Raw genomic sequence first — 9,976 nt, 5'->3', positions numbered from 1 at the left:
TCCGCCGGAATGTCAGCAAAACCCTTCTGTAGGACTTTGTTTTTTTAGCGAACTAATAAGCAATACTGGGGGGTCAGTATACTCAAGAATATCCACCCCTGATTATTGCTATTGCATCAATACATGTTAATAATAGTAATTTAAACCGGTCATGGCTTTTGAGTTTCCATTGTGTTGGTTCCAGATCAAACAAGCAACCTTCCAATATCAAACCGTGAAAAAGCAGGCAGCTACCACAAATCACGATATTGCGCAAAAGACATTTAAGCCTCGTTTTCTTCGTTTTTCTTCCAAGACTATATACTGCATGTGTTGAGGGTGAGTTCCGCAGTACTTCATATCCGTCCTGTAAAGCAAAAATATCTAAGTTTTATATTGATGTCACCAAAAAGAGGTGGGGATTTTGTTGCAACTTTAGTTAATCCGCCTCTGGTTTAGAGGGCTTCGGTTACATGCTTAACACAAAGTTACACCCAAAGGTGAGGTTGACAAATGGTCTATTTCACGATAAAAAAGTAGGATTGCTAGCTCTGTAGTCAGATTTTTGATTTTTTTCTTATCTTTAGAAACTAAGGATTGGAATAGATATTAAACTATTTAAGCTGGCTTTATCTTGACAAAGCGCTACATAGTTTTCTGGTGGATCAAGTACATTACCCACTTATTTTTAGCCGAATTGGAATCGTGGTATGTTAGTTGCAGACTAAGTCTACAGCCATATAACTTTTAAATCAGCGGAAAATGTTAAACGTGTCAATATGAATAAATCAAAACTTATACTTTCGGCCTTTGTGTTACTCAGTGTTGCATCTTGCAGAAAAGCTATCGATCAGTCTATAAATCTACCAAAAGTTGAAGCTTGTAGCGTGGCGGAGATTACTAACTCCGGCTCTGAACCGGCTTATTTGACTTATAATGCTGACGGAAAACTCACAAGGATTGACAAAGGTTCTAAGACGTCAGATAATTTTGAGACGTTTAGCTATACTGCGACTGGGATTCTTACACATTTTGAATATCCTTCCGGCTCAGAGAAAATCACCGGCTCGAGCGAATATACCCTCGATGGTAGTGGAAGGGTAGTTTCTATGAAAGCGACAAATGGAGAAGTAACAACTTTTACATACGACAATGAAGGGCATTTGGCGCAAGCAAATCAAAAGACTTCTAATGGTACCAATACCATTACCTGTAATTGGAGCAACGGAAATCTTACCCAAATCATAGAATCAAGTGGGGTAACGACAACCTTAACTTATGGAGAAGAGAAATCAAGCGACGAAATTGTCAAAGGAATTTCGTTGCCATCCAACTTTACAGACTATGGCGACTTTGACATTACTTATTTAAGTGGTTATTTTGGAAAAAGCTCAATCAATTTGGTGATAAGCTCAACTTCTTTACAGGCTAACAAAAACTTATATAGTTATGTTAAGGATGCTGACGGCAAGATTGTGAAGCGGATTGCTTATCAACCAGGAACAATGGCCACCTCTACCACAGAGTTAGTCTATAATTGTAAATAACCAATCTCTAAACTTGTGGTCTTGGTTTACAAGATGTCGATAGAAATATTAGGTGCATTTTAATTGAATTAAAAAATTAACGAAGGAGATTAGGGGTTCAATTTAGAAATGATTTCGTGCTTCGAGCGAAGAAGATTTTACGTCTTAAAGAATCCTGAATTCTTTCCCTTGCAGACTGGTTATGGGCCTTGTCAGTTCATTTGATTTATTTTCTATTTCTTGCTTTGTAAGGGGCAACAGGTCTGTTCAGACCTACATTCTGATATATTTCTTGATCGTACCATTTTAGATGCAGACCAGTATGCTGCCAATATACAACGTCATATGTTTGTGGATGAGCTGGGGTAATGTCATCAACATTAAGTTTTCCATTCCCCGTACCTTTGTAAACAACTACACTTGGAGCGATTGTCCGGATGATTTTGTTAAGTTCAGAGACCAACTCTTGGTCATTTTTCACTTTCAGCATTTTTTTTTGACTCCATATACTGAAAAGGCATACCAGTCCGGCTCGGCAGCTTCGTCAGAAGGATGAAAGTATTGGACATAACCATAAAGCTAATTGAAGGCAGTTAAATTGCGTTTTTGTTGTTCGAGTGACTGTGCTTTTGAATTCGGGCCAAAGCAGAAAAGAAATAGCTGAAATAAAAGAGATAGGAAACCAAATAATCTTTTTTTGGACATGTAAAATGCGACTAACAGCTTAAAAATAGGAAATTATTTGCTAAGTTCTTGGAAATTCAGGGATAAACTTGGTGTTTTTCAACTCGATCAAAACATAACATTTTAGGCTAATGTGAAAAAAAAGCAGATTTAAATAATAATCCGTTTCCCAACTTCTAAATGGTACTGCTGACCAACAAATGCAAACCTTTTCCAAGCTCTAAAAGGAATTTGGTAATATGTGAGATCAATTGCTGCTCTACACCCCTTTCTTGAAATGGCTTTGTCATTGTGAGAAAATCAAAAACATAAGGATCTTTTAGGCTCTGCTGCGCAAGTTCTGACAGTTCATACGCGGGATGTTTATTATCTGAGCATCTCCGTTGGTGGATTTCCGTAATTGTCGAACTGCTTGTTGGAAAATTGATTTCCATGGTTAATTCACACTATACTTGTAGGTTGCTCTACCGATTTGGCCGTCTGAACTTATCCCTTCTAACACAACCCGATAATTACCTGTTTGGTCTGAATTGAAAAAGCTGGTTTCAGCTTTGCCTTCGCGTTGAGTGATAACAGATGGGTTCCAATAAATCGTAGTTCTTAGATCAGCTGCAATGTTACCTTTTTCCGGTCTATCATATTTTGGCAGATAAAATTCTTTAACAGAATCGTATCCTTTTGGTGCGTATGTTATCATTGATGGATCTTGCGCTTTGCGGAAATTTCCACTTTTTGTATAGATAGCCATAACGGCACGTCCACCATTCTCTGTTCCTATTACTCCAGTCATCAATTTGGCACTTATTGCTGCACTTTCATGTGAAAAGTATATTTTTTCGATGTCAGATGAGCTACCCGAGAAAAAGGATTGATAATCACATGCAGCAACAGACATATTGTCAATGATTACACCGTACCTTTCTTTTTGGTACATTGGCACCCATATAGTGCCACATTCTTCATCTGTTGTAATTGCAAACCGGACTCTGGAAGCTTTCATTTCTTCTATACATTCCATCAACGTAGTACAGGGCATTCTACTGTCAGGACGGAAAACTTCATCAGCCTGGCTCTCGTTAATCTCGTTACCAAAGGTCCAAGGTTTGCTTGCTCTTATATTAACTTCTCGTAACTGTTGGGTGCGACTCAAAATTCCGTGTTTTTCAAGCTGTTGCTCTTGCTTTCTTCCATTATCCATCGATATTTTCACAAGCTTTGGAATGTCTAAATTTATGTCGCCAATATTCCGGTTAGGAGCTACCTCTGGTTTGGTAATATTGTCCACCGCAATAGTCACACGCTTACTATGTTTTTCATTTCTTCCCTGCAAACTAAATTGCATGTCATTTAAGATCATCAGATTTCCAAACTTGTAACTGCCATTTTTATCTGTTACTGTGTCCAGGAGCAAACCGTGCTTGTTATTTATAAGGGTAACTTTGCCATTTATTACGGGTTTATTGTTTAAGGTGGTAAGAGTTCCTGTGATGTCGTTAAACAGTTTTTCGGCTTTGTAAGTAGGTTTTGTTGGTTTGGGATCCAGGACTTGATTCCAAAGAAATCTCCTGTATCCCTGTGTCAACATTAAAATGTCCAGATCACTTTTAGTAGTTTGAGAGGGATGTTGAAAATAGTAATTCGGTTTTTCAATATAACCTTTAATGTCAGCATTAAGGAGCAATTGCGAAAAGATTGATCGCTCATTAACCTCATCTGTTGGCACTGCATCTTCACTGATTACGGATATTGAGAAGTTCCCAACAGCTGGTTTTCCGCTGGCATCTTTCGCCTCAAGTTGGAGAACAACTTTGTCTCGTGGATGATGGGTCTGTTTTTCCGTTTCGACTAGTTTTAGTTGTAACTGGTCATTGTTCTGTATAAAGACTATGCGCTCATTAAGAGGAGAACCAGAGGAAGAAAAAAGTGTAAACTGCAATATACCCGATGGAACGTCTTTAACGGGTAGGTATATTGAGGTCATAGTTTTAGTGACCTTTATATTCGCTGCTCCATATACAGTTCCACCAGATTGGGCGATAAGGCTTAATTGCTGGGCACCCTTTTCTAAGGTTGTCGGGTTTGTATTGATCCTAACCAAAACAGAGTCAGCTTGTAAGCGCTTATCAATAGTCTCTAAACTGTTATAAACTGAAAGTACGTATCCCTCTGTCTTTACCTCCGGTAATTTTAATGTCCTTTCAGAATCAAGGGAATTATGGATTCTGGCACTATAGGTCTTTCCTGCTTCTGGGATAATACTAAAATAACCCATCCCCAAATGATTGCTTTCTATCTTGGCAATTTCATTTTGTTCGTTGTCAACTATTGTTCCGTGTAATATAATGCCAAGACCATCGGGACCAATGGCTTTAAATGCTATCTTACTTTTAACATTATTTACAAGGTATCCGCCTTCAGGAAAAAATTGTATGTCGGGTTGCTTAATTGTTGGCTTTATGGGAAATGTTTTTGGCACTGTGATGCCTTTGCTCGGACTAAATTTTGTTAGTAGGTAAGTATTTTGCGTAGTGTCAGATTTAGAAATAGGAAGGTTGATGCTAATTTCACCGGCTGCATTTGTTTTACCTGCTCCCGAAGTGATTATTTTATAATCCTCCTTTAGATTATATGTGAGCATTTTATCTACATATGGGTTGTCTTTTTCATCTGTAAACTTTAGAAGCGCTTTAATCTTTGTATTGTCGTTACTTTCTGAATAAACATAACTTATATTGGCAAATACCGTATTGACTACAGAATTTCCAATGCTGAATGTTTGGTCATAAAAGTAATCTGGACCCGCATTGCGCATCCATTGTGTGTATGCCCTGATCCTATAATTGCCTTCTCTACTTGTGCTATCATTGAGCACAAAATCTCCCTTTGCCATCCCGGCAGTTAATGGTAGTTTAAGCGTCTGTGCTACTGAATCTTCTTCATTAATTAGGTCGATATATATTGCGCCACTCAATGCCGAAAGTTGATGTTTATTTCCTATCGTTACATAGGCTTTAAACCATATCGTATCTCCGACGAGATAATATGGCTTATCAGTGTGCAGATATACTTTTTCCTGCGGATTAGTCTGCGTCCAGTTTTCTAGAGAGGAGATTATTTTCTCTATGGGGCTATCATCTCTGGGAATAAAGGCTAGAAAAATAGCCGCAATTACAGCTATGAAAATTGCAGAAGAGCGCCTCATACTATCAGGGATTTGATTAATTAAAATTAAAGAAAAAAACAACAACAAATATTAATGAGTCAATCAAAACTTCTTGATTATTTCATTTTACATCTGCATGAGGCATTCCCATAGCTAAACATGAGTTCGTTGAACATCCTTTCGTCACGGCGCATATTTTGACAATCAGTTTCGCTTGTTCCACGTTACAACTTTCTAACGGGTGTTTTACTTTTAAGATAGTGCTTAGATAAAATAGTTATTCAGATAAATATGTCATTTGCTTTGCGTTTTTATTTTTCCGTCAGAGGCTTTCAATGCCTCAGCAACCCTTAAATAGCGATAACAGGTGGCACGACCAATATTCAAACCATTTGCAATCTCTAGCCCAGATGCTCTATTATTCTTTTCATACAAAACCTTTACGGCCTTAATTTTAGCAAGTATTTATTTAGAATAGGCTGATGGCCGCCCACCTATCCGTCCACTTGCTCTAGCTGAAAGTAAACCCGCTTTGGTTCGTTCGGAAACGATTTCTCTTTAGAATTCTGCCAATCAGGCAAAAATATTGAAAGTAAACCTTCCCGTTGCCGTTTTTGTATCGATCGAATCCTGAATACTTAGAAAGCTAACTTCTAGCTGCCGGATTTTGGCCACCAGATCAATAAGATCCCTCAACGATCGGCCAAGTCTGTCAAGTTTCCAGACCGCAACGGTATCACCCTTTCTAAGCTTATCAAATAATTTGACCAGCTCGGGTCGTTCCTTAGATTTACCCGACATTTTCTCTTTAAATATAACTTCGCAACCAGCTTTATTTAGGGCATCCACCTGCAGAGCTAAGTTCTAGTCCTGGGTGCTTACCCTTGCATATCCAAGGTTCATAAAACGTATATATGTAAATATAGAACCATAGTTTAGTGAGACGTATTTTGGAGACACTAAAGGGCGACAATATTTAGTTTATTTTGACCAGACCAACGTTCGAAATCCCAGTAAACGGTGGTATAGCGAGAAAATGGAGGCGTATACATTGTAATTATGTTAAATAGAATAAATGATTGTTTAACATTCAAATGGTTGGCACTAAAAATTCTTAATAAGAATTAAATATTTTGTTTCGTTATATTTATCACAATGGAAGAATTTATTAAATTCATAAAAACAATCGTCGGAATAGACGATTTCGATTTACAACTTGTACTTTCCCGCTGTAGCAAAAGGCAAATTCCTAAAGGAAAACTGATCCTGCGAAAAGGACAAATTGCCAACCAATACTTCTTCATAATATCAGGTGGGATCCGTTTTTTTTATGATGCGAACGGTCAGGAAAATACGACTTGGGTGAGCTTTAAAAATGAGTTCTTTACTGAGATTTCTAGTCTCAACCCACAAAAGCCATCTCGTTTTAATATTGAAACCATTGAAGATTCAGAACTTATTGTAATAGATAAAAAGGATATGGACTTTTTATACGGTCATATAGCCGTATGGGAAAAGTTTGGACGAAAAATATTCGAAGAAATAGCTGTTCGGATGATAGATCAGATCCTTAATTTCCAAACGCTGTCAGCCGAAGAAAGGTATCTCAACTTCATGAATAACCCTGAAATGATCCAAAAGATTCCAGTAAAACAGTTAGCTGCAGTTCTTGGAATTACACCTAATGCTTTAAGCCGAATCAGGAAGAATGTGAGGTAGAAATCATTATCTACCACTTGGTAGATTTACGCTTTGATAGACCATTTATCTTTGAGCTATCAAAACAAAGCACCTTATGAATGAGAACTCAATTAAGTCGCAGAATGTATACGCTGACGATGAATTAATAAAAAAATTTCTTGGATTTACCAATCACTATCCTACCGTAAACGGAGTGAAATTACACTATGTATCAGGTGGAAGTGGTACCCCTCTGATTTGCCTTCCGGGATGGCCACAAACTTGGTATTCCTATCATCCGGTTGCAATGGAACTCGCAAAAATATTCCGGGTAATCATTGTGGATATACGAGGTATGGGAACTTCGGAAAAACCTGATTCAGGCTACGATAAAAAAACGATGGCAACTGATGTTGTTGAACTTGTAAAGCTGCTCGGGTTAAGCAAAGTGCATATCATGGGTCATGACATAGGCGGAATGGTGGCCATGAGTTTTGCCTACAACTACCCTGAGTACACTCAAAAGTTAATCGTATTAGATGGATCTCACCCTAATGAAGGAATGATGCAAATGTCTTTGATGCCTGCTGCTGGTACATTTGAAGAAAAAATGGATGCTAACATGCCTTATGCATGGTGGATGGGTTTTAACCAGGTAAAGGCGTTGCCAGAAAAAATATTGGAGGGACGGTTCCATTACCTACTAGATTGGCTCTTCAACTACGTAATGATTGACGATACTAAGATGTCTTCTTTTGATAGAGCAGTGTATGCTTCGGCTTATAACCAAACGGAGAGTATCAGGGCTTCAAATGCCTGGTACCAAACATTTACCCAGGATATAGAAGATTCAAAAAACTACCACCAACTGACAATGCCTGTTTTAGGAATTGCCAGCTATGTGAGTTATAACTTCATGAAAGTGGGTTTGCCATATACAATAAAGGATGTGGAGGTAATAGGGATTTTAGATAGCGGACATTATCTGTATGAGGAACAACCCGAACAAATAATTGATGCAGTTGTTAAATTCTTATTAAAATAGATAGAATAAAAAAATGGGAAAATCAATATTAGTAGCCGGTGCTACAGGTAATTTAGGAAATAGGATTTGTAGGGAATTAGTAAGGCGAGAAGCATTAGTAAGCGCTATGGTCCGACCCTCTACTGACCCTGAGAAAATAGAAGTACTAGTTAAAATGGGCGTCAATATTTTGGAAGTAGATCTTAATAGCGTAGAGGATATTGCAAAAGTAGCTGCAAATATGGATTGCGTCGTCTCAGCACTGGCAGGTTTGAAGGAAGTAATTATTGATTTACAAAAAAGAATTTTGGATGGCGCCACTCAAGCAGGCGTTGCAAGGTTTATACCATCAGACTTTTGCACAGACTACAATGATTTAGTGCCTGGAGAAAATAGAAATTTTGATCTTAGACGAGAATTTAAAGCCTATCTGGATCGCACTCCAATAAAAGCATCGTCTATTTTCAACGGTGCCTTTGCAGATATCCTAAAGTACAATACACCGGTTTTAAACTTGAAAGATAAGAGCATTGCTTACTTTGGTGATAACAAAGAATGGAAATTAGATTTCACTACCATGGACAATACCGCCGCTTTTACAGCTGAGGTTGCTCTTGATAACGATGCCCCGCGGAATTTACAGATTGCAAGTTTTCAAGTTAGTCCTGAGATGATTTGGAACGATGTAAAGGAAGCAACGGGACAAGAATTCAGGACATTTCAGTTGTCAAGCCTGGAAGACTTTGCCAAATCCATAAAGAAACAAAGAGCCGACAACCCCGCAGGAGAAAATGAGTTGTATGCAAAATGGCAGCAAGGACAGTATATGTATTCGATGTTTACAACACATCATCTGCAATTGGCTAACGAACGGTATGACAGTTTGACTTGGACATCAAGTTTAGCGTTTTTAAAGTCATTTGTTAAGTAGATATTACACAATGTCTTTTCAAATTTAAATGAGAAGATATTCCCATAGATTGGCGTCATTTAAATTGTTGGTGCAAAACCTTTGCAGATCCTGTTTGTGGTACAGGTGGTTTCTTTTTGGTAGCTTACGATTGGTTGGTAGAAAATAGAGATTTAGATAAAAACAAGAGCAGTTTTTGAAATACAATACCTTTTATGGGAATGAGATTGTTGCAGGGACGCGTTGTTGGGCGTTGATGAATTTATTCCTCCATAACATTGGAGACATTGATGCAGGTTCAGCAATTTCGCCAAATGATGCTTTGATTGCAGACAGCGGAGTTAAATACGATTATGTATTGGCTAATCCACCTTTCGGTATTAGATATAAGTTGGATTAAAGATAAATCTTTAGCGGATTTAGATAACTTACCCGATCCTGATGGTTTGGCAAATGATATTCTAGAAAATTTGGAAGCCGGAATCTAAAATTTTAGGCCGATTATTATGCAGTTGAAGTAGTGAGATTCGAGCAGAGGCGCATTTTCAACTTGTGCTTAGCGCCATAATATTTCTTCCTCCCAATTAGTTGGAAACCCCATTGCATTTAGATCTATATTGGGGTACTACTCGGACAAAGCCTTAAATCGTTTCGCGAAAGGATTTCGTGGGTGGTTTAACAAATAACATTTTGGACATTTAGGACAAAAAAAGCTTACCCTAAGTGCGCTGTTCAAAAGGGAAGCGTGGGTAAGCATGTTGATAGAAACATAATAATAAATTCGACTTAACATGAATTAAATGATAAATGTTACAGATCAAAAATAGAAAGCATTGAGCGAGAAATAGTGTACGATATCTGTCCGATTATAAACAAGAAAACCATTAACTAGCTTAAAGTTAATGGTTTAATTATTGCTATCGTAGCCCGTAGGGGAATCGAACCCCTGTTTCCAGAATGAAAATCTGGCGTCCTCACCCCTAGACGAACGGGCCAATTTTACATGTGTA

At 38.0% G+C, this 9,976-nt stretch carries 10 protein-coding genes and 1 tRNA gene; 5 read left to right on the top strand and 6 right to left on the bottom strand.

Annotation, left to right across the window (positions count from 1 at the left end):
- The first annotated feature begins 758 nt into the window (after positions 1 to 758).
- A complete protein-coding gene (locus ACVWYG_RS10695) occupies positions 759 to 1,526 on the top strand; it encodes a DUF4595 domain-containing protein (protein ID WP_457270210.1) in 768 nt (255 codons plus the stop codon).
- A 205-nt stretch (positions 1,527 to 1,731) separates the two neighbouring features.
- Here ACVWYG_RS10695 and ACVWYG_RS10690 read toward each other — a convergent pair whose 3' ends face one another.
- The 5 genes from ACVWYG_RS10690 to ACVWYG_RS10670 all read right to left on the bottom strand — a co-directional run bounded on the left by ACVWYG_RS10690 (position 1,732) and on the right by ACVWYG_RS10670 (position 6,201).
- Complete coding sequence (locus ACVWYG_RS10690) at positions 1,732 to 1,995, bottom strand: hypothetical protein (protein WP_457270209.1); 264 nt, start codon at positions 1,993 to 1,995, stop codon at positions 1,732 to 1,734.
- A gap of 255 nt (positions 1,996 to 2,250) precedes the next feature.
- Positions 2,251 to 2,406: a PDDEXK nuclease domain-containing protein gene (locus ACVWYG_RS10685; protein WP_457270208.1), complete on the bottom strand. Its 156-nt coding sequence runs from the start codon at positions 2,404 to 2,406 to the stop codon at positions 2,251 to 2,253.
- Positions 2,366 to 2,623, bottom strand: coding sequence for a PDDEXK nuclease domain-containing protein (locus ACVWYG_RS10680; RefSeq protein WP_457270207.1), 258 nt, complete (start codon positions 2,621 to 2,623; stop codon positions 2,366 to 2,368). Before ACVWYG_RS10680 ends, ACVWYG_RS10685 begins: the two co-directional genes overlap by 41 nt.
- Before the next feature lie 2 nt (positions 2,624 to 2,625).
- Positions 2,626 to 5,391: a TonB-dependent receptor gene (locus ACVWYG_RS10675; protein ID WP_457270206.1), complete on the bottom strand. Its 2,766-nt coding sequence runs from the start codon at positions 5,389 to 5,391 to the stop codon at positions 2,626 to 2,628.
- A gap of 534 nt (positions 5,392 to 5,925) precedes the next feature.
- Positions 5,926 to 6,201, bottom strand: a complete 276-nt coding sequence (locus ACVWYG_RS10670) for a recombinase family protein (protein WP_457270205.1) — start codon at positions 6,199 to 6,201, stop codon at positions 5,926 to 5,928.
- Positions 6,202 to 6,507: 306 nt separating this feature from the next.
- On the opposite strand from ACVWYG_RS10670, the gene ACVWYG_RS10665 reads away from it, so the two are divergent.
- From ACVWYG_RS10665 to ACVWYG_RS10650, 4 genes are all read left to right on the top strand, one after another.
- Positions 6,508 to 7,071 carry a Crp/Fnr family transcriptional regulator gene (locus ACVWYG_RS10665; protein ID WP_457270204.1) on the top strand — a complete coding sequence of 188 codons (564 nt, stop codon included), beginning with the start codon at positions 6,508 to 6,510 and terminating at the stop codon, positions 7,069 to 7,071.
- A 76-nt stretch (positions 7,072 to 7,147) separates the two neighbouring features.
- Positions 7,148 to 8,077, top strand: coding sequence for an alpha/beta fold hydrolase (locus ACVWYG_RS10660; RefSeq protein WP_457270203.1), 930 nt, complete (start codon positions 7,148 to 7,150; stop codon positions 8,075 to 8,077).
- A gap of 13 nt (positions 8,078 to 8,090) precedes the next feature.
- Positions 8,091 to 8,987 (top strand): NmrA family NAD(P)-binding protein, encoded by an 897-nt coding sequence (locus ACVWYG_RS10655; RefSeq protein ID WP_457270202.1) that lies wholly within the window; start codon positions 8,091 to 8,093, stop codon positions 8,985 to 8,987.
- 175 nt (positions 8,988 to 9,162) lie between these two features.
- Positions 9,163 to 9,366 (top strand): N-6 DNA methylase, encoded by a 204-nt coding sequence (locus tag ACVWYG_RS10650; protein WP_457270201.1) that lies wholly within the window; start codon positions 9,163 to 9,165, stop codon positions 9,364 to 9,366.
- A gap of 523 nt (positions 9,367 to 9,889) precedes the next feature.
- Here ACVWYG_RS10650 and ACVWYG_RS10645 read toward each other — a convergent pair.
- Positions 9,890 to 9,961: transfer RNA gene (locus ACVWYG_RS10645), tRNA-Glu, on the bottom strand.
- Between the last annotated feature and the right edge of the window lie 15 nt (positions 9,962 to 9,976).

It is taken from the genome of Pedobacter sp. UYEF25, from assembly GCF_054061655.1.
This window is presented reverse-complemented; position numbering and strand designations above follow the sequence as displayed.